Genomic DNA, 25,802 nt, shown 5'->3' with positions numbered 1-25,802 from the left:
GACGACTAGTTGTTGGTGAATCCGACGAGCAAGCCGCCGGTGATTTTCACACTCAGGTTGTACAGAACCGCGTACACGGCTCCCAGCGCAGTGATGACGACCGTGTTCAAGATGGCCACGACGAAGGCGAAGCCCATCACGTTCCCGATGGACAGGATACTGGCCAGATCGGACGAGGCGCCGGCGATATCGGTGTAGAGGTCATCGACCTTGCCGAAGATGCCCGTTCCGTTCAGGATCGTAAAGATCAGGAACGTGGCCACGATCGTGACGATGCCCAGGCACAGAGCGATCAGGAAAGACAGTTTGACAGCCGACCAGAAATCCACGTAGACGAGCTTGAGCCGCACCTGCTTGGTCGCGGCCGGCTTGCGGCTGGATTTCTTGGCGAGCTTTTCGGCGACACTACTCATTTACAGGTTCTTCCTCTCCCAAGGCGTTTTCCGGTTCGGCCGCGAGAATCTCGGCCACCAGATTGCGCTCGGTGTTTTTCGCAATGGCGATGATTCTGTCTTCATCCGCAAACTTAGCGAAAACAACGCCCATTGTGTCCCGTCCCTTGGCCGGGACTTCGGAGACGTCAGAGCGTACCACCTTGCCGCTGGCAAGTACCACGAGCACCTCGTCTTCCTCGTCGACGATCAACGAACCCACCAGGTCGCCACGGTCGTCGTTGAGCTTGGCCACCTTGATGCCCAGGCCGCCTCGGTTCTGGAGGCGGTACTGGTCGGCTGCGGTGCGCTTGGCGTAACCGCCCTCGGTCACGACGAACACATAGCCGTCGCCCGAGACCACGGATGCGTCCAGCAGGCTGTCCTCGCCACGAAAGTGCATTCCGATGACGCCGGAGGTGCTGCGTCCCATCGGGCGCAACGCCTCATCCGACGCCGTGAACCGGATCGACATTCCTTTTTTGGAGACGAGCAGCAGGTCGGAGTCGTTTTCGACCAGCAGGGCCGAGACAAGTTCGTCGCCCTCGCGCAGCTTGATCGCGATGATGCCGCCCGTGCGGTTCGTGTCGTATTCGCGCAGCTCGGTCTTCTTAATCAGGCCGTCGCGGGTCGCAAGCGTCAGGTACTGAGCCACGCCGTAGTCGCGAATGTCCAGGATCTGCGCGATCTCCTCACCCGGCTGCAGCGCCAGTAGGTTGGCGACGTGCTGGCCCTTCGCGTCCCGGCCGGATTCCTGCGCTTCGTAGGCCTTGGCCCGGTAGACGCGTCCGGTGTTCGTGAAGAACAGCAGCCAGTGGTGCGTGGTCGTGACGAAGAAGTGCTCGACCACGTCGTCCGCCCGCAGCTGGGCTCCCTTGACACCCCTGCCGCCGCGGTGCTGATTGCGGTAATTGTCACTGCGCGTGCGCTTGATGTAGCCGCCGCGGGTAACCGTGACCACCATCTCCTCTTCGGGGATGAGGTCCTCGATCGACATGTCACCGTCGAAGCCGAACATGATCTCGGTGCGCCGGTCGTCGCCGAACTTGTCGGTGATCTCGGTGAGCTCATCGCTGATGATGGTGCGCTGACGCTCCGGGCTGGCCAAGATTGACTGGAACTCCACGATCTGCAGTTCCAACTCGGCAGCCTGATCGATGATCTTCTGACGTTCCAGAGCAGCTAGACGTCGCAGCTGCATGGTCAGGATCGCATCGGCCTGGAGCTTGTCCACGTCCAGCAGTTCCATCAGGCCGGTACGAGCGTCGTCGACGGTGGGGGAGCGACGGATGAGGGCGATCACCTCGTCGAGGGCGTCGAGGGCCTTGAGATAGCCGCGCAGGATGTGCGCATCCGCTTCGGCTTTCTTCAGGCGGAACTGGGTGCGCCGCACGATGACCTCGACCTGATGGGCGACCCACGCGTTAATGAAGCCGTCGAGGGACAGGGTGCGCGGCACCCCGTCGACGATGGCCAACATGTTCGCGCCGAAGTTCTCCTGCAGCTGGGTGTGCTTGTAGAGGTTGTTCAGCACGACCTTCGCCACCGCGTCGCGCTTGAGAACGATCACAAGGCGCTGGCCCGTGCGGCCACTGGTTTCGTCACGGATGTCGGCGATGCCGCCGATCTTGCCGTCCTTGACCAGGTCGGCGATCTTGATCGCGAGGTTGTCCGGGTTGACCTGGTAGGGCAGCTCGGTGATCACCAGGCAGGTGCGACCCTGGAGCTCCTCGATGCTCACCACGGCACGCATGGTGATGGAACCACGGCCGGTGCGATAGGCATCCTGGATGCCCTTGATGCCGAGGATCTGAGCGCCGGTGGGGAAGTCGGGGCCCTTGATGCGCTGGATCAGCGCTTCGAGCAGTTCATCGCGGGTCGCGTCGGGGTTCTGCAGGTACCACAGGGCGCCGGCCGCCACCTCGCGCAGGTTGTGCGGCGGGATGTTTGTGGCCATACCCACGGCGATGCCGACCGAGCCGTTGACCAGCAGGTTAGGGAAGCGGGAGGGCAATACGGTGGGCTCGAGTGTGCGGCCGTCGTAGTTGTCCTGGAAATCGACGGTGTCCTCGTCGATGTCGCGCACCATCTCGAGAGCGAGCGGGGCCATCTTCGTTTCGGTGTACCGTGGGGCTGCGGCGCCGTCGTTGCCGGGGGAGCCGAAGTTGCCTTGCCCGAGGGCCAGCGGATAACGAAGGCTCCAAGGCTGCACGAGGCGCACGAGCGCGTCGTAGATCGAGGAGTCACCGTGGGGGTGAAACTGCCCCATCACGTCGCCCACCACGCGAGCACACTTGGAGAACGCCTTGTCCGGACGGTAGCCGCCGTCGAACATAGCGTAGATGACGCGACGGTGCACGGGCTTCATGCCGTCGCGCACGTCGGGCAGCGCGCGCCCGACGATGACGCTCATCGCGTAGTCGAGGTAGGAGCGTTGCATTTCCAGCTGCAGGTCGACCTGATCGATCTTGCCGTGCTGCACGAGGTGCGCAGCCTTGGCCGCGGTGTCTGCTGCCACGGACGCGGCGTCCATGTCGGTCCCGTCGGGGCCCTCGCCCGAGGTGCCGCCGGTGTTGGAGTGGTCAGATGTCAAGGAAACGCACGTCCTTCGCGTTCTTCTGGATGAAGTTACGGCGGGACTCGACGTCTTCGCCCATCAAAGTGGAGAAGATTTCGTCGGCGGCGGCAGCATCGTCGAGGGTGACCTGCAGCAGAGTGCGGGACTCGGGTGCCATCGTGGTTTCCCACAGCTCCTTGTAGTCCATCTCGCCCAGACCCTTGTAGCGCTGGATCCCGTTGTCCTTCGGAATGCGCTTGCCGGCCGCGGCTCCGTCTTCGAGGAGCGCGTCGCGCTCTCGGTCGGAGTAGACGTACTCGTGTGCCGAGTTCGCCCATTTGAGGCGGTACAACGGCGGCTGGGCCAGGTAGACATATCCGAGATCGATAAGTGGCCGCATATACCGGAAGAGCAATGTGAGCAGCAGGGTCGTGATGTGCTGGCCGTCGACATCGGCGTCGGCCATCAAAACGATCTTGTGGTACCGCACCTTGTCGGGGTTGAACTCTTCGCCCATGCCGGCGCCGAAGGCCGTGATCATGGCCTGAACCTCGGCGTTGCCGAGGGCACGGTCGAGCCGGGCCTTCTCCACGTTCAGGATCTTGCCCCGCAGGGGCAGAATCGCCTGGAACTCGGGGTTGCGGCCCTGCACGGCGGATCCGCCGGCCGAGTCACCCTCCACGATGAAGATCTCGGAAAGCGATGGGTCCTTGCTCTGGCAGTCCTTAAGCTTGCCGGGCATGCCGCCACCCTCGAGGAGTCCCTTGCGCCGGGCGGTCTCTCGCGCTTTGCGGGCGGCCATCCGTGCGTTCGAAGCTTGAAGCGCCTTGCGGATAATTTCCCGCGCCGGGTTGGGGTTGCGGTTGAACCAGTCGGATAGCTGGTCGTTGGCGACCTTCTGCACGAAGGACTTCGCCTCGGTGTTGCCCAGCTTGGTCTTCGTCTGTCCCTCGAACTGCGGTTCGGCGAGCTTGATCGAGACCACGGCGGTCAGGCCCTCGCGCACGTCGTCACCAGTGAGGTTGTCGTCTTTTTCCTTCAGGATGCCCTTTTCCCGGGCGTATTTGTTGACGAGGGTGGTGAGCGCGGCGCGGAAGCCCTCCTCGTGGGTGCCTCCCTCGTGGGTGTTGATCGTGTTCGCGTAGGTGTGCACGCTCTCGGTGTAGGCGGTGGTCCACTGCATGGCCACTTCAAGCGCCATCTTGCGTTCGTGATCTTCCCACTCGAACGAGATGATCTCGTCGTTGACCAGGTCGGCTTTCTTGGCCCGGTTGAGATATTCGACGTAGTCGACAAGGCCGTTCTCGTAGAGGAAGGTCCTGGTGACCGGCGTGCCCTCGTCGTCGAGGTTCTGCGGGCGCTCGTCGGTGAGCGTGAGGCTGAGTCCCTTATTCAGGAAGCCCATCTGCTGGAAGCGGGCTCGCAGAGTCTCGAAGTCGAAGTCCGTGGTCTCAAAGGTCTCCGAACTTGGCCAGAACGTGATGGTGGTGCCGGTTGCATCCGACGGCTCGTCCATGGTGAGGGGAGCGTTGGGCACGCCGTCGTGGAAGCTCTGGCGCCAGACGTGACCCTGACGGCGTACCTCCACCTCGAGGCGGCTGGACAGCGCGTTGACAACCGAGCTGCCCACGCCGTGCAGACCGCCGGACACCGCGTACCCTCCGCCGCCGAACTTGCCTCCGGCGTGCAGCACGGTGAGCACGACCTCGACGGTCGAGCGGCCCTCCGCCTTGTGAATGTCGACCGGAATTCCTCGGCCGTTGTCGGCGACGCGAACCGCGCCATCCGTCAGGATCTTAATGTCGATGGTGTCGCAATAACCGGCGAGGGCCTCGTCGACTGAGTTGTCCACGATCTCGTAGACGAGGTGATGCAGACCGCGAGGTCCGGTGGACCCGATATACATTCCGGGTCGTTTACGAACGGCTTCAAGTCCCTCGAGAACTTGGATATCGTCTGCGCCGTATCCGTGCTCCGGCTCGATCTGTGGGTCAACTGACATCTGTAATGGGGCTCCTGACCGTCGCGCGGGCGACCCTTTAGCCTACCAAAGACGCCAAGCACTGCGGGCCAAATCGGGCATCTGCGGCGTTTAATGCACCGTGTTGACCTGTTTTGTCCAGTTACCCATAGGTATCGCGTGGACCGCGCCCTGGAATTGATCTGGGACCCTTTTTCCAAGAGGGGGCGTTAGGTCCTTGAAAACGGATCGACTCGATGCCTGCGTCCGGATACTGCACGGCGATATGCGTCATTATCTCCACCCGCATCATGCGCAGCTGCGTCGCCCAGGCCGTCGACTCGCACTGCACCGTCAGAACGCCCTCGTCGATTCCGACCGGGGTCGAGTGTTTCGACGTCTCCTCGCCGGCCAGCAGGGTCCAGGAAGCAAGCAGCTCCGATTGGGCCAGTGGTGAATTCCAACCCAGCTGCAGCGTGAGCGAGTTGATCGTATCGCTCAGTCCCCGAGGATCCCGGCCCGCACCGAACGGAACGCTCGAGCCGATTTCGGCTCCAGGACGCCGTCGGGCGCGGCTGCGCTTGGCGTTTGGGTCACCGAATACATCCTTGAAGCGCAGGTAGACCCGGGAGGCCTCGCTCGGCTCAGCCATCGACGACCGCCCCGGCATGGATGTGGATGGTGTGCTCGGTGAGTTCTTCCGGCACGTCTTCGAGCACCGCCGCGGTGATCAGGACCTGTTCGAAACCGGTGACGGCGGCGGCCAGACGTCTCCGGCGGCTCAGATCCAGTTCGGCGAAGACGTCGTCGAGGATCAGGACCGGGTCGCCCGTCGTCGAGTCCCGGCGCAGCAGCTCGGCCGAGGCGAGTTTCAGGGCGAGGGCGAACGACCACGACTCACCATGGCTGGCATAGCCCTTGGCGGGCAGTGCATTGAGCGCGAAGACCAGGTCGTCCCGATGCGGTCCGACCAGGGTCATACCCCGGTCGAGCTCCTTGCGACGAAGGGCGGCCAGTGCCGTGCGAAACGAGTCCCCGGTGGTCGATCCTGTCGAAACCGAGGCTGACGAAACCGAACCGGTGGGAACCGAGCCCGTCGAGGCCATCGCCTCCATCGCTGCATCCTCGTCTGCACCCAGGATGCTGAGCGATGGAACCAGCATCGGCCCATGGTCTTCCCCCGCGACCGCCCGGTACGCAGCACCCAGGGGTGGCCCGAGCAGGCGAACGAGTTCGGCCCGCTCGTCGATGATCTCGGAGCCGAGAGCAACGAGGCGATCGTCCCAGATCTCGAGTGTTCCAAGCTGGGTGGTGCGCACCCCCGAGGCCCGCGCCGACTTCAGAAGCGTATTCCGCTGGCGCAGCACCCGGTCGTAGTCGGCCAGAACCCCGCTAAGCCGGGGGGTGCGCAGCACGAGCAATTGGTCGAGGAATCGCCGGCGCCCGGACGGGTCACCCCGAACCAGCGCCAGGTCTTCAGGGGCGAAGAGCACGCTGGAGAAAAAACGTGGGAGTTCTCGAGTCTTGATCACCGACCGGTTGACTTGGGCCCGGTTCAAGCCCGAGCGGTTGATCTGCACCTCGGTCAGGATCTCGCGGCCGTTGAACTCGAGCTTGGCCCGGATGATGCCGGCGTCGCGACCGGCCCTGATCATGGCGGACGTGTTGGAGACCCGGTGCGAACTGAGGGTACTGAGGAATCCCAGGGCCTCGACGAGATTGGTCTTTCCCTGCCCATTCCGGCCCACGATCAGATTGGGTCCCGGCGCGAACGGCACCTCGACTTGCGCATAGTTGCGAAAGTCGGTCAGAGAAAGGTGTTGGACCCGCACTCGGGTCAGTCAGTTGTTTTGACGGCGTGGCCGCCGAACTGATTGCGCAGGGCCGCGACAGCCTTCATCGCGGGGGAGTCGTCCTGCCGGGACACGAACCGCGCGAAGATGGCCGCGCTGATCGTCGGTACGGGTACCGCGTTATTGATGGCCTCTTCGATGGCCCAGCGGCCCTCACCGGAGTCCTCGACGAAACCCTCGATGTTCTGAAGTTCCGGGTCGTCGTCCAGGGCTCGCACGAGAAGTTCAAGCAGCCAGGACCGCACCACGGTGCCGCGCTGCCAGGCCTTGAACACGCCGGGAACGTCGGTGATCAGGTCACTGCGCTTCTCCAGCAGTTCATAGCCCTCGGCGTATGACTGCATGAGGGCATATTCGATTCCGTTGTGCACCATCTTCGCGTAATGCCCGGCGCCGACCGCTCCGGCATGCACGAAACTCTCGTCGCGTGGGCCCTCGGGACGCAGAGCGTCGAAGACGGGCATGGCGCGCTCGACCTGCTCGGCGGCGCCACCGACCATCAGCCCGAATCCATTGGTCAGCCCCCACACGCCCCCGGAAACCCCGGCGTCGACGTAATGCACGCCCGATGCCGCCAGAAGGGCGGCATGGGCGAAGTCATCGGTGAAGCGCGAGTTTCCACCGTCGATGACAAGGTCGCCGGCGCTAAGCTCATTGGCCAATTCGGCGATCACGGCATCCGTCGCGGCACCGGCCGGGACCATTACCCAAACAAGCCGCGGAGCCGGCAGCGCGGCAATCAGCTCAGCGGTGCCGGCAACGTCCGAAATCTCGGGGTTCCGGTCGAAACCAGTGACCTCGACGCCATTGGCCCGCAGACGGTCGCGCATGTTCGCGCCCATTTTCCCCAGGCCGATGATGCCGATGTGCATGGCTGTTCCTTTCGAGATTGGTCTAGCGCAACAGCAGGTTGGGCTGGAGCAGGTACTTGTAGCTGTCGGCGCCCGGCTGATCCCGAGAGGTCTGGCTGGTGATCAGAACCGGGCCCGGCTTGTTAGGATTCTCGGTCTTCGTGAAAGAGATTCGCACAAATTCCGAGTGCACCGCGCCCAGGCCGTCCAGCAAAAACTGAGGTTTCAACGAAACGATCGTGTCCGTGCCGGACAGGATCGCGTCGATCGTCTCCGATGCCTGGGCCTGCTCCGATCCGACCGCCTCGAGGGTGAGACCGTCGGCGGTGAAGGTGAACCTCAGGGCTGCTTCGCGCTCGAGGACGAGCTGCACTCGACGGGTCGCCTCGATCAGGTCCGCCGTGTTCATGACCGCGTAGTTGTCCACGTTATCGGGGAACAGGCGCCGCACGGGTGGATAGTTTCCCTTGATCAGAAGGGAGGTGACGGTTTTCTTATCGGCGGTGAAGGCGATGAGCTCGCGGTCGTCGGTGTGGGTGATCGCGATAGAAATCGTGCCGCTGTGACCGAACGTCTTGCCGACCTCCTGCAGAGTGCGGGCCGGAACCAGGGCCGTGATGGTGTCGGTGGTCGTGGTGCTGCCTTTATCCCAATCGATCTCGCGCACGGCAACACGGTACCGGTCCGTGGCCACGAGGCTGAGGCTGTTTTCCGTGACTTGCAGCTGTACGCCGGTGATCACGGGGGTGACATCGTCACGGGAGGCAGCCACGGCCACCTGGGCGACAGCGGCCGAGAACTCTTCGGCGGGCACGAGTCCGGACTGCGCACTGACCTGCGGGATGCTCGGGTATTCCTCAACCGGCATGGAGAGCAACGTGAAACTCGCACTGCCACAACTGACCGTGATCCGGGATTCGTTGGTCGAGAACCGCACCGGTGCGTTGGGCATCCGACTGGCGATGTCGGCGAGGAGTCGTCCCGAGACGAGAACTTTGCCGACTTCTTCGACGTCGGCGGCGATCTCAGTTTGCGCGGAAACCTCGTAGTCGAACGAGGAGAGGATCAGCCCGGTTGCCGTCGCCTCAATCAGCACACCGCTCAAAATCGGCAGCGTCGTCCGCTGGGGAAGGAGCTTGACAGCGAAAGAGACGGCTTCACTGAAGACGTCCCGGTTGGCCTGAAATCTCACGAAGTCACTCCTGTTCGGTTAGAGACCTGGATACGGCCTCAATGGTAGCCGTGTTTCACGGAGCAAATTTTTGCAACCGTCGAGCACTCAAGGTTGTCGGATGGAGAGAAAGAGAAGTTAATTGTTAATCTTCTTAACCGGTGTGGAAACTGTGGATAACTTGTGGGATGCCGCCACGCGACTGGGAACTACAAACTTGTAACTTGTTGGCAGCCTGTGAGTGCCCAGCACACTTCGGTGTCGTGCCGGTTTGGCAAGGAGGGAAGTTTGCACAACCAGGTGCTGAGTTTCTACAGGTTGTGCCCAGTTGTGTAAACAATTTCCACAGGGTTATCCACAGGTGTGAAAACTGAAGAAATACCGCTATTTGTAACGGTGGTTCTGCTTGATGCGATTCGTGAGCTCGGTCACCTGGTTGTAGATCGACCGGCGTTCCTTCATCAGCTCGCTGATCTTTTTATTCGCGTACATCACCGTGGTGTGGTCGCGGTTGCCGAACAATTGGCCGATCTTGGGCAAGGAGAGGTTGGTCAGCTCACGGCACAGGTACATCGCGATCTGGCGCGCCGTGGCGATCGCCTGCGACCGGGATGACCCGTAGAGGTCATCCACGGAGAGCTTGAAGTAGTCGGCGGTGTTGGTGATGATATCGACCGGCGCGATCACGTTGTCCTCATCGAGGGTGATCAGGTCCTTCAACACCGTCTGGACCAGGTCCATATCGACCGGGGTGCGGTTGAGGCTCGCGAAGGCCGTCACCCGGATTAGGGTTCCCTCGAGTTCACGGATGTTCGAGGAGACCTTCGAGGCCATAAACTCGAGAATATCGTGCGGGACCTGTAGTTTCTCGCTCTGCGCCTTCTTGCGTAGGATCGCAATTCGCGTTTCCAGGTCGGGTGCCTGGACATCCGTGATCAGGCCCCACTCGAAGCGTGACCGCATTCGGTCCTCAAAACCGGTGAGGTGCTTGGGCGGGAGGTCGCTCGTGATGACCACCTGCTTGTTGTGATCGTGCAGGGTGTTGAAGGTGTGGAAGAAGGCTTCTTGCGTTTCCGCCTTGCCCTGCAGAAATTGGATGTCGTCGATCATCAGGATGTCGATATTGCGGTAACGCGACTGGAATGCGGAACCACGGTTGTTGGCGATCGAGTTGATGAAGTCGTTGGTGAATTCCTCTGAGCTGACATAACGCACCCGGATGCCGGGGTACAGGCTCATCGCGTAGTGGCCGATGGCGTGCAGGAGGTGGGTTTTGCCGAGGCCGGACGACCCATAGACGAAGAGAGGGTTGTAGGCCTTCGCCGGCGCCTCCGCTACCGCGACCGCCGCGGCGTGTGCGAAGCGATTGGACTGGCCGATCACGAAGTTGTCGAAGCTGTACTTCGAGTTCAACCGGGTGTCATGGGGCCGCTCGGGCGAGCTGCTCTCGAACACCGATTGCGGTGCGGCTGGGGTTTCCACATCGGGGGGAGAACTCGATTCGTGCACCGGCCGGATGGATTCCTTCTCCAGCTCGGGATTGACGACCACATAGAAGGTGGACACCGCGGACGCCTCATCCAAGTGGCCCATCGCCGTCAGGAGCGGCACTCGCATGCGCTGATTGAGCATGCTGGCCGTGAACTCGTTGGGGACCTCGAGGTAGAACGTGCCGGCGGCGATACCCTTGGGTTCGACCAGGTTGAGAAAGCCGTACAGCATGGGCGTGATGCTGTCGTCGGATTCCAGGCTGGTCAGGACAGACCGCCAGGTCTCCGTGATGGGCTGTTCTTCGGTGGCCATGGTTTCTCCGCTTTTCTCTCATTGTTGCCTTCTACAACGACGGAGATCGAGGATTGGGCTCGTCTCTGAACGCATAATCCAGCCAAAGCATCCACAAGGTTATCCACCGCCTGTGGGCAAATAAGCCCCAATTCACAGGGTTTGTTGAAAACCTGTGGATAACTTGTCCTCACGGTAGTCAATCACCGCCAGTCCGGCCAAATTCGTTCGCATTTCGTGCGCGTGTCGATGCTCGAAATGGGTGCGATTGTGTGTACAACCGATGATTTCGGGAGGTCGAGTTTGACCATCACCGGCCAAAGCCGTAGTTTTAATCAGTTGACCCCAGCCCGAGGGCTACCTCACTCTTTCCCGGCCGCTCAGTTTGGCCTACGGAGATTTAACACGTGGAGACAAAACAATGAGCAAGAGAACGTTTCAGCCGAACAATCGCCGTCGCGCCAAGGTGCACGGCTTCCGCCTTCGCATGAAGACCCGTGCCGGCCGCGCGATTCTGGGTGCTCGCCGTCGCAAGGGTCGCATCGAACTCTCCGCTTAAGTACTCTCGTGCTCGCGGGGGCCAATCGCATCACCGCCGGTGACGACTACAAGTCGGTCGTGCGCCGGGGTGCGCGGATCGTCGGCCCGCACCTGGTGACGTATCTGCGCCGGAATCCGGAGGAGGCTCCGGCACGGTTTGGTTTCATTGTGGCGAAAAACGTGGGTGACGCCGTGCGGCGCAATCGAGTCCGACGTCGTTTGAAGGCGGCGAGCTACGCTGTGCTGATCTCTGCGCGGCCCGGCACGGATGTCGTCATCCGCGCTCTGCCGTCAGCAGCGGATGCGCCGTGGTCGACCCTGCATGCGGAACTGTCCGTGGCGCTGGAGAAGTTTCAGCGCATTTCGGTTACATCCGTTGCCGGTAAGGCCCCGGCAGCGATCCGATCGGATCGCTGACTGATGAACAGGTTCTTGACTACGCTCATACTCCTCCCACGCAATGCGGGGGTTCTCGTACTGCGTGCGTACCGAGCCGTGATTTCCCCGCTCTACGGCGATGTTTGCCGGTACTACCCCTCCTGTTCGGCGTATGCACTCGGCACCGTTCAGGAATACGGACTCGTCGTGGGATCAGCCCGAGCCGCGCTGCGGCTGGGCCGATGCCATCCGTGGGCCGAAGGCGGGATCGATGACGTTCCCCTCAGGCGGAAGCGTCGCGTCATCGTGACGTCGTTTGGTTTTGTTATCGCAGCGAGCCACGGAAAGGGCTGACGCAAAGATGGACCTCCTAGGTACGATTCTCTGGCCGCTGAAATGGGTCGTCGAGGCTCTACTCGTCGCATTCCACTCCCTCTTCTCCGTCATGGGGATGAACTACGACGACGGCCTCACATGGGTGCTCTCAATCGTCGGTCTCGTGATTGTCGTCAGGGCCGCCCTGATTCCCATCTTCGTGCGGCAGATCAAGAGCCAGCGCAAGATGCTGGAGGTCGCGCCGCAACTCAAGAAGATTCAGGACAAGTACAAGGGCAAGAAAGACCAGTTTTCGCGCGAGGCCATGTCCCGCGAGACCATGGAGCTCTACAAGCGCACAGGCACCAACCCGCTGAGCTCCTGCCTGCCTCTGTTGCTGCAGATGCCGATCTTCTTCGCCCTGTTCTCCGTATTGAATGACGCGCAACGCAGTCAGGCTGGAGTCGGCCCACTCAACGACGATCTCGCGAAGAGCTTCGGAAACGCCACCCTCTTCGGCGACGCGCCGCTGCATGACTCGTTCGCGTCTCAGTGGACGAAAATGGTCGCTGGTCAGGACTTCAATGCCGTCGTTATGTGGATCGCGGCCATCATGGTGGTCCTGATGACCGCCTCACAGTTCATCACCCAGCTACAGATCGTCTCCAAGAACATGTCGCCGGAAACCAAGGCAAGCCCCATGTTCAAGCAGCAGCGCATCATGCTCTACCTGCTTCCCCTTGTCTTTGCCTTCTCCGGTGTTGCCTTCCCCCTCGGCGTCATGTTCTACTGGCTCACCTCGAACATCTGGACCATGATCCAGCAGTTCCTGGTCATCCGGAATATGCCCACGCCCGGCAGTGAGGCCGCCAAGGCGCGTGAAGAGCGACTGGCCCGAAAGGGTAAACTCATCGCCACGGATGGTGACGTGATTGTGGTCGAAGAACCCAAGAAGCCTCAGCGTCAGCAGCCGGTCGCAAAGAATCGTGCCAAAAAGCAATCCGGCCCTAAAAAATAAGAAGAGACCCAACGTGACTGAGAACACTGACGTGATCGCCGCACCTGGACCGGCGGACGATTCCCCCACGCTCGGCCAGCTCGAGCAGGAGGGGGACATCGCCGCGGACTACATCGAGGAATTCCTCGATATCTGCGACCTCGACGGGGACATCGACATTGACGCGCGTAATGGGCGGGCATACCTGTCCGTCAATTCCTCGGATGTCGCAAACCTGCGTTTGCTCTCCAAGCCGGAAACCGTCAATGCCTTGCAGGAATTGACGCGACTGGCCGTGCAGAACAAGACCGGAGCTTTCTCGCGGTTGATCCTGGATATCGGCGGCTCGCGCGACGCCCGGCAGGCCGAGTTAGCCTCGCTGGTGTCCCGCGCCGTGGAACGCATCCAGGCGGGTGCCGCCGAGGCATCACTGCCGCCGATGTCCTCCTACGAGCGCAAGCTCGTGCATGACCTGGTGTCTGAAGCGGGTTTCGTCTCTGAGTCCAAGGGCGAGGGCCGGGACCGTCACACGGTCATCTCCGCCGCGTAGTACATCGAAATATTGTGACTCACACTCTCGAGGCGGAGCCAGCCGTTGCCGCGGATCTCTTCGGTGGCCAGATCGACGGTGCCCGCGCCTTCGTGGCCAGTCTGGCTGCGCAGGGCGAGGAACTGGGCCTGATCGGCCCGGTGGAAGTACCACGGCTATGGAGTCGACATATCCTCAATTGTGCGATCGTGGCGCCGCTGCTCCGACCCGGACTCGTCGGCGATGTCGGTTCCGGGGCCGGGTTACCCGGCTTGGTGCTGGCGATCGCCCGGCCGGACGTGACGTTCGTACTCATCGAGCCCATGGAGCGCCGGGTCGCGTGGTTGACCGGCCAAGTGGCCGCGCTCGGCCTGACCAATGCGACCGTACTCCGGGCTCGGGCGGAAGACGTTCGGCTGCCCGGGCGGCTTGACCAGGTGACCGCCCGTGCGGTCAGTGCCTTCCGCACCCTGATCCCTCTCACGGCCCCCCTTCTGAATCCCGGCGGTGAGTTGGTGCTGATGAAGGGCACGGGCGCCGCGGCGGAGGTCGAAGCCGCGGCGAAGGCCATCCGTAAGTTCCGGCTCAGCAATGTCGAGGTGATCACCCTCGGCGAGGGCGTGCTGCAGGATGTGACTCGAGTCATAAGGGCTACAGTGGATTAGTCCCTGGTGTCTGCTCTTATCAGTGCTGAGGTACAACCGGAGTCCCTGTGGGGGTGGCTCATCAATCGTCGATCGCGAAGGTTTCACGTGAAACAACCTGGTGAAGACCAGCAATCAAGCAAGGCGGCCGCGGTGTTTGACGATACGACCCCGCTTGCGCGTGAGATTTCTGACCTGACGCGGCGCCGACAGCGGATTGCCTCCGAGACGCTGCCGAGGCCGGAGAAGACGCGCGTCATCACCATCTCGAACCAGAAGGGTGGCGTCGGCAAGACCACGACCGCGGTCAACTTGTCGGCCGCTCTGGCCCGTCAGGGCGCGCGCGTTCTGGTGATCGACTTGGACCCCCAGGGCAACGCGTCTACAGCCTTGGGCGTCGAACATCGCGCGGAAACACCCAGCGTCTACGATGTCATCGTCAACGACGAGGAAATGGCTGCGGTCGTTCAGACCAGCCCGGAGTTCGGCTCGCTGTTCTGTGTGCCGGCCACCATCCACCTCGCGGGTGCAGAAATAGAGCTCGTCTCCCTGGTCGCCCGTGAGCAGCGTCTCAACCGTGCCCTCGAATCGCACCTGAAAACGATGGATGACCCCTACGATTACGTTTTCATCGACTGCCCCCCATCTCTGGGACTCTTGACGATCAACGCGTTTGTCGCGGCCCGCGAGGTGCTGATTCCGATTCAGTGTGAGTACTACGCGCTCGAAGGTCTCAGCCAGCTGCTTAAGAATATCGAATTGATCGAGAAGCACTTGAACCCGGATCTCGGGGTGTCCACGATTCTGCTCACGATGTACGACAGCCGCACCAACCTGGCGAACCACGTGGCCCAGGATGTGCGTGAACACTTCCCCAAGCAGGTTCTGAACACCCTTATACCGCGTTCCGTGCGTGTCTCTGAGGCGCCGAGCTACGGTCAGAGCGTTATCAGTTACGACCTCAACTCTGCCGGATCACTCTCATACCTCGAAGCAGCAGCAGAGATCGCCCATCGGGGCGCCCCCAAGACAGGAGTCGCGCTCTAATGGCTAAAAGGACTGGGCTTGGCCGGGGGATCGGTGCACTCATCCCCATTCAGGACGACCCGACTCAGGCGCGTCCAGTCGATGTGTTCTTCCCCTACGCCAATGCGGTGCGCTCGGACGAGACCGAGGGACTTCTCCCGGTTCCGGGTGCGCGGCTTGCGCACCTCAATCCCAGCGACATCGTGCCGAACCACGTCCAGCCGCGGAGCACCTTCGATGAGTCCGACCTGGCCGAGCTGGTACACAGCATCCAGGAAGTCGGCGTGCTGCAGCCCATCGTGGTTCGTTCCATCGTGGAGCAGCCCGGCAAATACGAACTAGTGATGGGGGAGCGTCGGCTTCGTGCCACGAAGGTGGCCGGACTGACCACCATTCCGGCGATCATCCGTGAAACGGCGGATGCCGACATGTTGCGTGACGCGCTGCTGGAGAACCTGCATCGCGCACAGCTGAACCCGCTCGAGGAGGCGTCCGCCTACCAGCAGTTGCTGGCCGATTTCGGCATCACCCAGGAGGAGCTGGCACAGAAGATCGGTCGGTCGCGGCCGCAGATCACCAACACCATCCGTTTGCTGAAGCTCCCCGAGGCCGTGCAGATGCGCGTTGCCGCCGGTGTTCTGTCCGCCGGGCACGCGCGCGCGATCCTCTCCGTCGGGGATCCGGCGGGCATGGTCAAGCTGGCCGATAAAATCGTCAACGAGGATCTCTCCGTGCGGGCAGCAGAGGCCGCGGCCGCGATGCAGCCACGTGTCGATTCCGCCAAGCCAACGGGCGGACGTCGTCAGGGACACCTCGACGAGATCGCGGAACGCCTCGGTGACCGACTCGACACCCGCGTAAAGATCCATTTAGGCGCAAGAAAAGGCCAGATCATGGTCGATTTTGCCACGATCGGTGATCTCAATCGCATTCTCGACGTCCTCGGTGAACCCGGTTTCGGAGCCAGCTAGCCTCACCCGAGTGTCGAGCGCCCCGCTGATCGACCGCTCGGTGGTCGACCGGCCGGTGACCGATCACCCCGTGGTCGAGTGGGTCGACACCCGCCCACCCCATTAGTGTTTCACGTGAAACATGATCTCCGGGGCGATCAAATCAGCCATGAACTGCACATTAGACGTCATCAGGAAGCAACCTAAGCATTCAGGTGGCAGAACAGAAATCCGCGTTACGGCCCTTATGAGGCCTAAATTCTGCGTTTCAGAGATCGTGCACTCAAGAAGCGCACTGACCAGCCCACCCTGGATTCACGGCTTGAGCCACGGCGCTCATTTCGAGTGAGCAGCCGGCATCCGCGGTCAGATTCTTGCCTGCAGAGAATGGAGCGTTCCAGTGTGCACAGGTTGCGACAGGCTCGACGACCGTCGCCCCCCGTCCCGTTCCGGTGGTCAAGCGTGGCGGGACTGGTTCTCGTCGATCCGCTTCGGTGGTCGGGTTCGTCACGTGCCGGGCTCCTGGGGTCCTTCCGCGTGACCGAGCATGACGCGGGTCAACCTGGTAAATCATGAGTGTTGCGCGGGTGAGGTCAATCACTGGAGCGACCCTCGGCCCCCGTCAACTGATGACTTGTTCCCCACGGCTCGTGGGTTTGGTCCTGCCGTTTGTGCAACACGACGGGGAGTCGCCTGCCCCGTGCGCTGCGCAAACCCAGCAGGACCTGGGTGAGGCAGTATCGGCATCCCCTCGTCCCTGATCGACATTGCCGAAATCCAACCGCGTCGAGCGCAAGAACCCCGACAGGCAGACCCGAAGACACGACGTCCAGATCGGGCGGGTCGCCATGCGAACGGGTTCCGGGGCACTGCGTGGGCGAAGAATATCGTTTCCCCGTCCCGACATGGTCATGTTTCACGTGAAACACATGCCGGGTTCGGATCTGGTCTCTAAAAGTTCGGCTGGAGCAGTTCCGCAGCGTCGACACCTCCGCGCACCTGCGCCGGTTCCCATTCCGGTCTTGACAGGATCGACCGCCGAAATGAGTGTGTTCGTGAGATCGGGGATCGTCAGCGGATGCATCCGCCCACGGCATGGCATCTGTCACAGTCGCGAGTTCGATCCGCTACCTAGGCCGATATGGTCGCGGTGTGGCCTGTCTGGATTGCGCCTAATCCCGGGCACACGGTGCGGCGGAACGGTGAGAATGTCCTGCCTTGCGCGCGGAGTGCCGACTCCCTGGAGGCACGGCGGTTCGTCTGCGGTCTGGTCTCATTCCGTTAGCTTGCGTCACATCCGTCGAATCCGCGAAGGCGCCACACTGCCAAAGGGGAGGGGTAGGGGAGAGGGCCAGTCAGTCCGAATTTGCTCACCCGTGGTTGTTCTCGGGCCGGTTCGTACGTGGAGACTCGGTGGTTTAGCGTCTACTGCGGTCAGCGAGTGGATGTGTCGTGAGCGTTTCACGTGAAACGTTGGATCCCGCGAATGACGGTCGGTGAGCGGACGGTGGCAAGTGTGGCCGGGGCTGTCCCTCGCGAGAGCATCGTCGATCAAGTAGTGTTCATCGACGCAGAGGAGCGACACCGAGCGTCGGGTGCGTGTGCACTCGTCACCATCTCCGACGGTGTAATGAAAGAGTCTGCGACCTAACTTCCAGGTGCAGCCAACGACGTCGGTGCCGTCCGGGCATTCGGGCAGGTACGGGGGGGGGGCAAGGCGTCCATGCCGGCAGGGCGGGCGGTGTGGGAGCGGGGTGGGTGCTCGATAGCCTTCACCAGCGTGAGGGGGGGGGGCCTGGTCGGCGTGGTCTCGATGAGCTCGTCCACCGACGGGCTCGAGTGGCGACAGAACCATGTTTCACGTGAAACACGGCCCACGGCGCGGACTACGAGCCAGCGATGGCGGCTCGGGCGAGGGCGTCGTAGACGGCGCCGAGAGACTGACCGGAAGCCTCGATGCACTGGGGCACCAGGGACGTCTCGGTCAGACCCGGAAGCACGTTCGCTTCCAGGAACCAGGGAACGCCATCCGAGTCCACGATCAGGTCGATGCGGGAGATGTGGCGCAGGCCGAGCAGTTCATGGATGGCGACCGCGGTTTGTGCCACCAGTTCCGCAATCTCCGCGTGGATCCGGGCCGGTGTGTAGAACAGCGTCTCTCCCGCGTTGTAGCGGGCCTCGAAGCTGTAGACGCCGTCAATGGGCACGATCTCCACGGCGGGCAGTGCAATGGGGCCGTCTCCAATGTCGATGACCGTGACCGCGAGTTCGGTACCCTCGACCTTCTCCTCCACCAGGGCGACCGTGGCGTAGGTGTAGGCGTCGACCATGGCACGCGGCAGTCCGGCGGGGGAGTCGATGATGTTGACCCCCTGGGCCGAGCCACCCTCGGCCGGTTTCACCACGAGCGGCGTGGGCATGGCCGTCAGGAGGTGCTCGAGGACGCTGGCGGCACCGAGATCGCGGAACGTTTCGGTGGACAGAGCGATTGCGTCGGGGGTGGCGTAGCCGGCCCGGCGCACGAGCTCCTTGGCGATCGGCTTCGACCAGGCCAGACGGGCCGGTCCAGCTAGCGAGCCCACGTGGGGTATCCCGGTGGTCTCCAGCAGGGCCAGGAGTGCACCGTCCTCACCGGTGGCGCCGTGCACGACCGGCCAGATCACATCGGGTTTCCGGATGGTCAGATCGGCGAGCAGGCCGGCCTGCGGGTCCAGAACGGTGACGGTATGGCCCAAGCTCGTCAGTGCATCCGCGACCCGGCGACCCGAGCGCAGTGAGATGTCCCGCTCGTGCGAGATCCCGCCCGCGAGAACAACGATGTCAAGTGCCAAAAAATCGCTCATGGTCAGGGTTTTTCCTTGCTTTGGCTGGTGTGGATACCGACGGAGACGAACTACGAAATGTCGGGGGGTGGGGAGTTGAAGCGGCCTTCTGCGCGCAACGGGTTCAGGGAACCGGTGCCGGCGAAGGTCTCGAGCAGGTCGAGCTCATCACGGAGGACGGATGCGAGGCGACGGATTCCGACCCGGATGTGATCCGGCGTCGGGTAGCAGAACGAGAGGCGCATGTTGCGCCGCCCGTCGCCGTCGGCGAAGAAGGCGGTGCCGGGCGTGTACGCCACGAGTTCCTTGACCGCCCGCGGCAGCATGGCCTTGGAGTCCAGTCCCTCTGGAAGAGTGACCCAGACGTAGAACCCTCCGTTCGGATTGGTCCAGGTGAGGCCGGGCAGGTACTCTTCCAGGGCGTCCAGCAGTGCGTTCTTTCGCTCGTGGTAGACCCCGCGGAAGGTGTTGATCTGGCCCTTCCAATCGGACGTCGCCAGGTACTCGGAAATCACCAGCTGGCTGAACGAGCTGGGGGAGAGCACCGCGGCCTCGTTGGCAAGCACCAGTTTCTCCCGGATGGCGTGCGGGGCCAGCGCCCAACCGACCCGGAAGCCCGGGGCGAGGGTCTTGGAAAACGTGCCTAGGTAGACGACTCCGTCCTCTTCGAGCGAGCGCATCGCATCCGGTGCCGGCTGGTCGAAGTAGAGCAGTCCGTAGGGGTTATCTTCCAACACCAGGATGTCGTTCGCCCGGGCCATCTCGAGGATCTCGAGGCGACGGGCCCAGCTCAGGGTCACTCCGGCCGGGTTGTGGAAGTTCGGGATCGTATACAGGAACTTGATGGTCTTGCCGGCGGCCTTGAGGCGCTGGATGTGCTGGCGGAGCGCTTCAGGGATCAGGCCGTGCTCGTCCATGGGCACGTGTTCTACCTCGGCCTGATACGACTTGAAGATGACCATGGCCGTAACGTAGCTGGGGCCCTCCGAGAGCACCACGTCGCCCGGGTCGAGAAAAAGTTTACTGACCAATTCGAGGGCATGTTGCGACCCCGTTGTCACGACGACATCGTCGGCGTGCGCACGGATGCCTTCAAGCCCCATCACCTCGAGTATCTGCTCCCTCAGAACGGGAACGCCCTGACCAGAGCCGTATTGGAGAGCGACGGGGCCCTGCTGGCGCATGACCCGGTCCATGGCGTTGATAACCAGGTCGGGCGGTAGGGCAGCCACGTAGGGCATGCCGCCGGCCAGTGAGACGACTTCGGGGCGGGAGGCCACCGCGAAGAGAGCCCTGACCTCGGAGGCGCGCAACCCCGCGGCTCGCTCGGCGTAGTGGTGGTACCACGGGTCGAGGTTGTTGCCGGTCTGGGGGGAGCGCTTCGCTGTCACGTCACTTCCGATCTGGTGAGGTTTCAATCGTATGCGGTCGGTACCATCCGGCCCGAATCCCGAAAAACCCGCCCGGCGTGAGCCGGACGGGTCAGGGCCTCGGTAGAGGCAGGGACGGTTAGGCCAGGTAGGCGGCCAAATCTTTCTCAAGGGCGACCTTCGGCTTGGCGCCGATGACGGTCTTGACGACCTCGCCCTTCTGGAACACCTTCATCGCCGGGATGGAGGTGATCTGGTACTTGGCGGCCAGCGCCGGGAAGTCGTCGACGTTCAGCTTGACGATGTCGAGCTTGTCAGCGTTCTCGCTGGCAATCTGGTCGAGGATCGGGCTGACGGCGCGACACGGGCCACACCATTCCGCCCAGAAGTCCACCAGAACGGTTTTTTCGTTGTTGATGACTTCCTGGTCGAAGGTGACGTCGGTGACGGCGCGTGCAGACATGTGGTTACTCCTTGATTGCGGGTTATGTGACTTCGGTGAGGGGTTACGCGAGTGCGGGTTCGCCGGCGCTGGCCAGCAGGTTCTCGGGAAGCGAGGCCAGGTAGTGCTCCGCGTCGAGTGCGGCGACGGTTCCGGATGCCGCTGCGGTCACCGCCTGGCGATAGGTCGGGTCGATCACGTCCCCGGCGGCGAAAACACCGGTCTGGCTGGTTTTCGAGCTGCGACCGGCGACGGCGATGGTGCCCTCCGGGGTCAAATCGAGCTTGGTGTGCACGAGGTGCGTGCGCGGGTCGTTGCCGATGGCCACGAAGATTCCGCCGAGGGGGAGCAAGGTTTCATCACCCGAGACGGTGTTGCGCAGGACCAAGCCGTCGACGGCATCCGTGCCGGTGATGCCGACGACCTGGGAATTCCAGAGGAATTCAATCTTGGGGTTGGCGAACGCACGCTCCTGCATGATTTTGGAGGCCCGCAGGGTGTCCTTGCGGTGCACGACGTAGACCTTGCTGGCGAAGCGGGTGAGGAAGGTGGCCTCTTCCATCGCGGAGTCGCCGCCTCCGATCACGGCGATCGTCTTCTCCTTGAAGAAGAAGCCGTCGCAGGTGGCGCACCAGGACACGCCGCGGCCGGACAGGCGCTCTTCGTCGTCCAGGCCCAGCTTGCGGTAGGCGGAACCCGTGGCAAAAATCACGGAGAGAGCTTCGTGCTTCTCGCCGCTGCCCAGCGTGATGGTTTTGGTGTCGCCGGAAAGCTCGAGCTCGGTGACGTCGTCATAGACGACCTCGGTGCCGAACCGCTCGGCCTGCTCCTGCATCTTGGACATCAGTTCCGGTCCCTGGATGCCGTCGGGGAAGCCCGGGTAGTTCTCCACCTCGGTTGTGTTCATCAGTTCGCCGCCGGCCTCGACCGAACTGGCGATCAGAAGCGGCTTCAGGTTCGCCCGGGCGGCATAGATCGCGGCCGTGAAACCGGCCGGTCCGGAGCCTATGATGATGATCTGACGCACGCGTAGACTCCTTCAGATTGTGGGGGCAGCGATCTCGATTGCCTCGCTTCCGGATACAACACATCCTAATCGGATGCTATTCCACGCCGGCTGGGGACCGGTCAACGACGACGGATGCGGTCGATCACCGGGTCGATGAAGCCGCGCAGCTCAGCGGTGCGCATGAGCAGCAGCAGGCCGAAGTAGACGCCTGACATGGCGAGGCCGATGACGATCATGGTGAGAACGGCCTGGAGCTTCCCGGACAGGGCGAATCCAGCCTCCTGGGTGCCACCAAGCACGAGCAGGAGGAGAACGCCGGCCGTGATCGCGGGCACGGCGGCGACTAAGTACTTCACGAGGCTGCGCAGGATGCGCCGCCCGTCGATGCCGCCGAGGCGCCCACGGAGCAGCCCTGCCGCCAGCAGGGCCTGCGCAATGCCGGACACGGTGACCGTGAGCGCGACGCCCGCGGCGATCCAGGCGCTGGGCAGGAGCGAGCAGGCAAGGACGCCGATGATGACCAGCGTCACCTGGAACAGGGTGAAGTAGAACGGCGTACGGGTGTCGCCGAGCGCGTAGAAGGTGCGTTGTACGACGAACAGGACGCAGAACGCAACGAGGCCGAGCACGTAGGCGACGATGACGTTGCCGATGCTCTGTACCTGTTCGTAGGGGGCGACGAAGACCCGGGCGAACGGGTAGGCGCAGACCGCGATGACGGCGGAGGCGAGCACGATGATCAGGGTGGTGCCGCGGATGGCGGAGGAGGCATCCGTTCTGACCAGGGCCAGCTTGCCCACCGAGGCGTGCTCGCTCATCCGGGTGAAGTAGGCGGTGGTGACTGAGACGGTGATCACCGAATGCGGGAGCATGAAGATGAGCCAGGCCGTGTTGAGTGCGGCGACCGAGGCGTCGGAGTCGCCGGCGAGGGTGACCACCCGGGTTTCGACGACGCCGGCCAGGGTGGTCAGCAGGAGCATCCCGAAGGTCCAGCTCGCCATCCGGCCGGCCACGCCGAGCCCGACGCCGCGGAAGCGGAAGTCGGGGCGGAAGCGCAGACCGATGCGGTGCCAGAAATAGAACAGCACGACGGCCTGCAGCACGACGCCGAGCGTGGCGCTCCCGGCGAGGACGGCGATCATCGCGGGCGTGAACTCGGTGGCCAGCCGGGTCCCGTTCGGGTCGGCTCCGTAGAACGCCGAGAAGGTGAGTAGGCCCGCGATGGCCACGACGTTGTTGATCACGGGAACCCAGGTGAACGGGCCGAAGGACTTGCGGGCGTTCAGAACCTCTCCGAGGACCGTATACAGGCCGTAGAAAAAGATTTGTGGCAGGCACCAGAAGGCGAACGCCGTGGCGAGGGCCAGCGATTCCGGCTTCATGTTGGACCCGTAGAGCAGGGTCAACAGCGGAGCAAGCGCGGTGGCTGCGATGGTGGTCGCGGCGAGGATGACCAGGGCCAGCGTGAGGAGTTTGTTGATGTACGCCGTGCCACCGTCGGCGTGCAGGCTGGCGCGCACGATCTGCGGCACCAGGACGGCCGTCAGCACCCCACCGGCCACGATGACGTAGACCGTGTTCGGAAGCTGATTCGCCACGGCGAACGCGTTGGTGCTCTGACCGACCTGGCCGATCACCCCCGCCAGCACAATCAGCTTCACGAAGCCGAGGATGCGAGAAACAATGGTTCCGGAGGCGAGGAATGCGCTCGCCCGGCCGATGCTGTCGGTCTTAGGCACGGGGCTCCGTCGGGGCATCGGCCGCGCTGGTGGGGGTCAGCGGGCCGGGCGCAGCGCCGGCGGCCCCGGATTCGGGATCTTCTTCTGGGGGTGCTTCGGCTTCAGGGACTGTGGCCGGTTCTGCCTCTGGCTCGGGGGCGTCCGCAGTCTCAGTTTCGGCACGTTCCCGTCGGCGTCGCAGAATGTTGCGCCACACCCCGAACCCGAAGAACAGCACCACGAACGCGGCGAACAGGAGGGATCCGAGGCCTTCCCAGTCTGCGCGCACGTTGATCGGGATGAGGGCGGGCTGCGAGATGACCGTTCCCGCCGGAGTGAGCAGGGTCACGCGCAGGGTGACGGCGCCGTTTCCCACTGCGGCCGTCACCGGGATGGTCACGGTGCGGGCGGATTGGGCTTCGATGGTGGACTCCACCGCCTCGCCGACCAGGAGGCGCCCGTTGGAGGGAACGACCTGCACCATCACCGTCACGGCCTGGCTCAGGGCGTTGTCCAGGGTCACCGGAATGTCGACCTGGCTGCCGACCACGTTGATGGGGCCCTTGGTCGCGACCGTGATGGAGCCCACAAGCGCCGAGGAGTTCGCGAGGCTGGTGCCGACGGCATCCGCCCAACTGGCCTCCTGGGATGCCCAGGAATTGGATAGCAGAGCCATCAGGTCCAGGCGCTGCGTGCCTGTGACGATCGCCGGGTCGGACAGTACGGAGGAAAAGTCGGTGATTGTCTTCTCGGCCTCGAAGAGCTCGGCGGCCAGGGCCACGCGATCCTCCGGCTCGGCCTGGCTGTCAAACTCGACCTCTTCGGCTGGAACGGATGCCCGCACCTCCGGCAGGGTGGACGGCGCGTACCACCGCAACCCGGCCAGCGCGTCGATGGTCTCGGTGAGTCGGTCTGCGTTGGGCGGCCACCCGCGGTCGAAAGTGGCCAGGAGGGTGCGCGCGGTTCCGGGGCGCTCGGCCGAGACGACCGCCAGCTGCGAGCTGACCTGGGACATGGCTTCGCGCCACGCGTCATCCGTTGTCGCGGCCGCGGCGGTGCGCAGGGCGGCGGCCAACGAATCATCGACGACCAGACCCAAACCGTGGCCGGTGCCGAGATCAAGGGATGCATTCGGGGTGAAGTCGCCGGCGGCCCCAGATGCGTTCGATCCGCCCAAAATGGTTGTGTTGAGGCCACTGGCCGCGAATACGTCCAGGTCTGCACTCGCAACGTCACCCTCGGCCGGCCAGCCGATGTCAGTGGCGCTATATTCCCAAGCAAGCAACTTTTCCGTGGTGGGTGGTGTGCCATCGCTGGGGGGTGCGGGCTGGTCCGTTGACGGCGCCGGTGTCTCGGTGCCAGGCGGGAGGGCAGGGTCGGAGTTCGGCGTCGCGGACTGGTCCGTCGCGGCGAACAAGGCAGGGTCGATCGCCTGGCCGAACGTGTTGGGCGTCAGCAGCGGCCCGGCGCCGGCTTGAGCCTGCAGGGCAAGGTCGGCATCGGCATAGCTGAGCGGGAATATATCGTTCGGAGCCTCGTCCAGCCGGTTCAGCCACGCGATTGCGCTGGGCGGTGCCGCCGAACCGAGGATTCGGATGGAAACAATGATCAGCGGGTCGATGGCAATGGTGACCGGGCGGCCGACGACGCCGTCGAGCTGGCGGCTCAGAACACCGGTCGGCGCCGTAAACGTTTCCAGTGCCTTTGACGTAATCAGGCCCGTCGACTGCGCGGGGACGGTGATCGGCATGATCACCGACATGTTGACGGGGGTGACCTCTTCGTCGGAATACCAGACGAAGGTGCCTCTGCCCTCTGCCCGCACCCTGTCGTCTGTACTCAGGGTGGCGGCAATGCCGCGGGCACCCCACGCGTTGCCGCTGGTGAGGCCCACGGAGCCGGCCGGCACGGTCAAGGTGAAGATCTCGGTGCTGTCCGGCTGAATGGACGCCATCGTGGGCTCGCTCAGCATGAGATCGCCGGGTTTGCTGTTCTTCTCCGGATCCAGCCAGCTGTTGAGGGCGTTGCGGTTGATCAGTGCCCGTTCCGCGAGGAAGAGGTTGATGGTGCCCGGTGAGATGGTGTCAAGGGTCGCGTTCTCGACGGTGACAGTGACCGTGAGGTCCTGGCCAGCCTGGAGGGGCGCCAGTGTCGCGGGCGACACGCGCAGGTTCACCGCATTGGCCGTTACGGCGGCGATGGTCTTCGCTGTCGGGGCCGCTGGGGCAGATGCAGATGTGATTTCAGACGCGGTTGCGGATGCGGGCAGACCGGCGGAGGCGACCGGCAGAACCCCGGCCAGCAGGCCGATCAGAACGGCGCCGATCGGCCTCTTCGTGCGTGACCAGAGGCCGCGCATCGCTCCGGGGAGCGCGGGCCGACGCTTGAGAACAGACTCGGCCACCATGTAGGGGATTCTACGGCTTCGACGCGGGGGTAACGCCGCACCGGGGCAGC

At 63.2% G+C, this 25,802-nt stretch carries 22 protein-coding genes; 8 read left to right on the top strand and 14 right to left on the bottom strand.

What is annotated here, in order from left to right:
• Positions 1-5 precede the first annotated feature (5 nt).
• From E3O54_RS15395 to dnaA, 8 genes are all read right to left on the bottom strand, one after another.
• Complete coding sequence (locus E3O54_RS15395; RefSeq protein ID WP_104100639.1) at positions 6-413, bottom strand: DUF3566 domain-containing protein; 408 nt, start codon at positions 411-413, stop codon at positions 6-8.
• Complete coding sequence (gene gyrA / locus E3O54_RS15390; protein WP_104100675.1) at positions 406-2,964, bottom strand: DNA gyrase subunit A; 2,559 nt, start codon at positions 2,962-2,964, stop codon at positions 406-408. Before gyrA ends, E3O54_RS15395 begins: the two co-directional genes overlap by 8 nt.
• Positions 2,965-3,013: 49 nt before the next feature.
• Positions 3,014-4,990: a DNA topoisomerase (ATP-hydrolyzing) subunit B gene (gyrB, locus tag E3O54_RS15385; RefSeq protein ID WP_134401968.1), complete on the bottom strand. Its 1,977-nt coding sequence runs from the start codon at positions 4,988-4,990 to the stop codon at positions 3,014-3,016.
• A gap of 121 nt (positions 4,991-5,111) precedes the next feature.
• Positions 5,112-5,600 (bottom strand): DUF721 domain-containing protein, encoded by a 489-nt coding sequence (locus E3O54_RS15380; RefSeq protein ID WP_241976929.1) that lies wholly within the window; start codon positions 5,598-5,600, stop codon positions 5,112-5,114.
• Positions 5,593-6,780: a DNA replication/repair protein RecF gene (recF, locus tag E3O54_RS15375; RefSeq protein ID WP_134342737.1), complete on the bottom strand. Its 1,188-nt coding sequence runs from the start codon at positions 6,778-6,780 to the stop codon at positions 5,593-5,595. The genes E3O54_RS15380 and recF overlap by 8 nt, the downstream gene beginning before the upstream one ends.
• Before the next feature lie 5 nt (positions 6,781-6,785).
• A complete protein-coding gene (gene gnd, locus E3O54_RS15370; RefSeq protein WP_134401966.1) occupies positions 6,786-7,673 on the bottom strand; it encodes a phosphogluconate dehydrogenase (NAD(+)-dependent, decarboxylating) in 888 nt (295 codons plus the stop codon).
• A 22-nt stretch (positions 7,674-7,695) separates the two neighbouring features.
• Positions 7,696-8,844 (bottom strand): DNA polymerase III subunit beta, encoded by a 1,149-nt coding sequence (gene dnaN, locus E3O54_RS15365; protein ID WP_104100644.1) that lies wholly within the window; start codon positions 8,842-8,844, stop codon positions 7,696-7,698.
• 363 nt (positions 8,845-9,207) lie between these two features.
• Complete coding sequence (dnaA, locus tag E3O54_RS15360) at positions 9,208-10,626, bottom strand: chromosomal replication initiator protein DnaA (protein WP_104100645.1); 1,419 nt, start codon at positions 10,624-10,626, stop codon at positions 9,208-9,210.
• Between the two features lie 400 nt (positions 10,627-11,026).
• On the opposite strand from dnaA, the gene rpmH reads away from it, so the two are divergent.
• The 8 genes from rpmH (at position 11,027) to E3O54_RS15320 (ending at position 16,005) form a co-directional block, all read left to right on the top strand.
• Positions 11,027-11,164: a 50S ribosomal protein L34 gene (gene rpmH / locus E3O54_RS15355; RefSeq protein WP_104100646.1), complete on the top strand. Its 138-nt coding sequence runs from the start codon at positions 11,027-11,029 to the stop codon at positions 11,162-11,164.
• Positions 11,165-11,172: 8 nt separating this feature from the next.
• A complete protein-coding gene (rnpA, locus tag E3O54_RS15350) occupies positions 11,173-11,562 on the top strand; it encodes a ribonuclease P protein component (RefSeq protein WP_104100647.1) in 390 nt (129 codons plus the stop codon).
• Positions 11,563-11,565: 3 nt separating this feature from the next.
• Positions 11,566-11,877: a membrane protein insertion efficiency factor YidD gene (gene yidD / locus E3O54_RS15345; RefSeq protein ID WP_104170913.1), complete on the top strand. Its 312-nt coding sequence runs from the start codon at positions 11,566-11,568 to the stop codon at positions 11,875-11,877.
• Between the two features lie 7 nt (positions 11,878-11,884).
• A complete protein-coding gene (yidC, locus tag E3O54_RS15340; protein ID WP_104100649.1) occupies positions 11,885-12,856 on the top strand; it encodes a membrane protein insertase YidC in 972 nt (323 codons plus the stop codon).
• A gap of 13 nt (positions 12,857-12,869) precedes the next feature.
• Entirely contained in the window at positions 12,870-13,385 is a 516-nt protein-coding gene (locus tag E3O54_RS15335; protein WP_104100650.1) for a R3H domain-containing nucleic acid-binding protein, read from the top strand.
• Positions 13,386-13,396: 11 nt separating this feature from the next.
• Positions 13,397-14,029: a 16S rRNA (guanine(527)-N(7))-methyltransferase RsmG gene (gene rsmG, locus E3O54_RS15330; protein WP_134342734.1), complete on the top strand. Its 633-nt coding sequence runs from the start codon at positions 13,397-13,399 to the stop codon at positions 14,027-14,029.
• A gap of 87 nt (positions 14,030-14,116) precedes the next feature.
• Positions 14,117-15,055, top strand: coding sequence for a ParA family protein (locus E3O54_RS15325; RefSeq protein ID WP_277870364.1), 939 nt, complete (start codon positions 14,117-14,119; stop codon positions 15,053-15,055).
• Positions 15,055-16,005 (top strand): ParB/RepB/Spo0J family partition protein, encoded by a 951-nt coding sequence (locus tag E3O54_RS15320; RefSeq protein ID WP_134375281.1) that lies wholly within the window; start codon positions 15,055-15,057, stop codon positions 16,003-16,005. Before E3O54_RS15325 ends, E3O54_RS15320 begins: the two co-directional genes overlap by 1 nt.
• 1,865 nt (positions 16,006-17,870) lie before the next feature.
• On the opposite strand, the gene E3O54_RS15315 is transcribed toward E3O54_RS15320, so the two are convergent.
• From E3O54_RS15315 to E3O54_RS15290, 6 genes are all read right to left on the bottom strand, one after another.
• On the bottom strand, positions 17,871-18,827 hold the full coding sequence (locus E3O54_RS15315) for an ATP-grasp domain-containing protein (RefSeq protein ID WP_134342732.1): 957 nt from the start codon (positions 18,825-18,827) through the stop codon (positions 17,871-17,873).
• Between the two features lie 50 nt (positions 18,828-18,877).
• Positions 18,878-20,197 carry a PLP-dependent aminotransferase family protein gene (locus E3O54_RS15310; RefSeq protein WP_134401965.1) on the bottom strand — a complete coding sequence of 440 codons (1,320 nt, stop codon included), beginning with the start codon at positions 20,195-20,197 and terminating at the stop codon, positions 18,878-18,880.
• Positions 20,198-20,315: 118 nt separating this feature from the next.
• Positions 20,316-20,639 carry a thioredoxin gene (trxA, locus tag E3O54_RS15305; protein ID WP_104100656.1) on the bottom strand — a complete coding sequence of 108 codons (324 nt, stop codon included), beginning with the start codon at positions 20,637-20,639 and terminating at the stop codon, positions 20,316-20,318.
• A gap of 43 nt (positions 20,640-20,682) precedes the next feature.
• Positions 20,683-21,645 carry a thioredoxin-disulfide reductase gene (trxB, locus tag E3O54_RS15300; protein ID WP_104100657.1) on the bottom strand — a complete coding sequence of 321 codons (963 nt, stop codon included), beginning with the start codon at positions 21,643-21,645 and terminating at the stop codon, positions 20,683-20,685.
• Positions 21,646-21,746: 101 nt separating this feature from the next.
• Positions 21,747-23,366 (bottom strand): lipid II flippase MurJ, encoded by a 1,620-nt coding sequence (murJ, locus tag E3O54_RS15295; protein ID WP_347232697.1) that lies wholly within the window; start codon positions 23,364-23,366, stop codon positions 21,747-21,749.
• Positions 23,359-25,752 carry a DUF6049 family protein gene (locus tag E3O54_RS15290; protein ID WP_134401964.1) on the bottom strand — a complete coding sequence of 798 codons (2,394 nt, stop codon included), beginning with the start codon at positions 25,750-25,752 and terminating at the stop codon, positions 23,359-23,361. The genes murJ and E3O54_RS15290 overlap by 8 nt, the downstream gene beginning before the upstream one ends.
• Positions 25,753-25,802: the final 50 nt, after the last annotated feature.

The sequence above is a fragment of the Cryobacterium sp. TMT2-4 genome, from assembly GCF_004402575.1.
Lineage (GTDB): Bacteria > Actinomycetota > Actinomycetes > Actinomycetales > Microbacteriaceae > Cryobacterium > Cryobacterium sandaracinum.
This window is presented reverse-complemented; position numbering and strand designations above follow the sequence as displayed.

Excerpts from the sequence above, each read along its gene's own strand:
- E3O54_RS15395 (WP_104100639.1), bottom strand. The coding sequence starts at position 413 with ATGAGTAGTGTCGCCGAAAAGCTCGCCAAGAAATCCAGCCGCAAGCCG.
- gyrA (WP_104100675.1), bottom strand. The coding sequence starts at position 2,964 with ATGGACGCCGCGTCCGTGGCAGCAGACACCGCGGCCAAGGCTGCGCAC.
- gyrB (WP_134401968.1), bottom strand. The coding sequence starts at position 4,990 with ATGTCAGTTGACCCACAGATCGAGCCGGAGCACGGATACGGCGCAGAC.
- E3O54_RS15380 (WP_241976929.1), bottom strand. The coding sequence starts at position 5,600 with ATGGCTGAGCCGAGCGAGGCCTCCCGGGTCTACCTGCGCTTCAAGGAT.
- gnd (WP_134401966.1), bottom strand. The coding sequence starts at position 7,673 with ATGCACATCGGCATCATCGGCCTGGGGAAAATGGGCGCGAACATGCGC.
- dnaA (WP_104100645.1), bottom strand. The coding sequence starts at position 10,626 with ATGGCCACCGAAGAACAGCCCATCACGGAGACCTGGCGGTCTGTCCTG.
- rpmH (WP_104100646.1), top strand. The coding sequence starts at position 11,027 with ATGAGCAAGAGAACGTTTCAGCCGAACAATCGCCGTCGCGCCAAGGTG.
- yidD (WP_104170913.1), top strand. The coding sequence starts at position 11,566 with ATGAACAGGTTCTTGACTACGCTCATACTCCTCCCACGCAATGCGGGG.
- yidC (WP_104100649.1), top strand. The coding sequence starts at position 11,885 with ATGGACCTCCTAGGTACGATTCTCTGGCCGCTGAAATGGGTCGTCGAG.
- E3O54_RS15320 (WP_134375281.1), top strand. The coding sequence starts at position 15,055 with ATGGCTAAAAGGACTGGGCTTGGCCGGGGGATCGGTGCACTCATCCCC.
- E3O54_RS15315 (WP_134342732.1), bottom strand. The coding sequence starts at position 18,827 with ATGAGCGATTTTTTGGCACTTGACATCGTTGTTCTCGCGGGCGGGATC.
- trxA (WP_104100656.1), bottom strand. The coding sequence starts at position 20,639 with ATGTCTGCACGCGCCGTCACCGACGTCACCTTCGACCAGGAAGTCATC.
- E3O54_RS15290 (WP_134401964.1), bottom strand. The coding sequence starts at position 25,752 with ATGGTGGCCGAGTCTGTTCTCAAGCGTCGGCCCGCGCTCCCCGGAGCG.